Origin of the sequence: Rhodoplanes sp. SY1, from assembly GCF_046000175.1 — a bacterium.
Classification (GTDB): Bacteria; Pseudomonadota; Alphaproteobacteria; order Rhizobiales; family Xanthobacteraceae; genus Rhodoplanes.
The window spans coordinates 1-710 of sequence record NZ_JBEOMB010000200.1 but is presented as its reverse complement, the minus strand read 5'-3'; the positions used below and the strand labels follow the sequence as shown (position 1 = coordinate 710).

At 67.2% G+C, this 710-nt stretch carries 1 protein-coding gene; it reads right to left on the bottom strand.

Annotated features, from left to right (window positions below):
• Nucleotides 1–615, bottom strand: a 615-nt coding sequence (locus ABTU92_RS28225; RefSeq protein ID WP_408094901.1) for an ISAs1 family transposase, incomplete at its 3' end; no start/stop codon positions are given.
• Nucleotides 616–710 lie beyond the last annotated feature (95 nt).

Genomic DNA, 710 nt, shown 5'->3' with positions numbered 1-710 from the left:
CGGCTCGGCGGTCTCATGGTTCCCCTTCAGGGCGAGACAGTAATCGCCGCCGCGGGCGACGACGCCGTCCGCCATGCCACGATGGCAGTGCAGCGCATCGGCCGTGACAATCTTGCCGGCGAGGTCCACCAGGCCGAGCAGCTCGAGGGCGGCCGCGACCTCGTCGCCGTCCTTCGCGGCCAGGCACGACAGCGTCATGCGCATCTCGGCCGCGAACGCCGACACCATCATCTTGGGGGCATGCGCCTTGCCGGCCTCGTAGGCCCGCCGCAGCGCCTTGCCGTCGATCGCGACGACCTCACATCCATCCGAACGCTTCGCCAACGAGGCCCCGAACGCCGCCATGAAGGCGCGGAAAGCCGCCTCGAACGCCTTCGGGTCCAGCATGCGGAACACGGTCGAGAACGTGTCGTGCGACGGGATGCCGTGGGCGAGGCCGAGCACCTTCTCGAAGAAGGTGGCCTTCGCCCGGCCGAAATCGGCCATCTCGACGCAGCTCTTCGCGCCGCACAGCACGGCCACGAAGGCGATGAAGAGGATCTCGACGAGGTCGTGCCGCGCGTTGCTGGCGCGCGGGTCCGGAACTTGCGCGAACGACGTTATGAACAGCTCCACCGCGACCTCCCTGACCGTTCGGGAGATCCTCCAAGAATCCATAACTCGCTGAATCGCAACCCCGATCCCGCGCTACTTCAAACGCGATTCCCCTG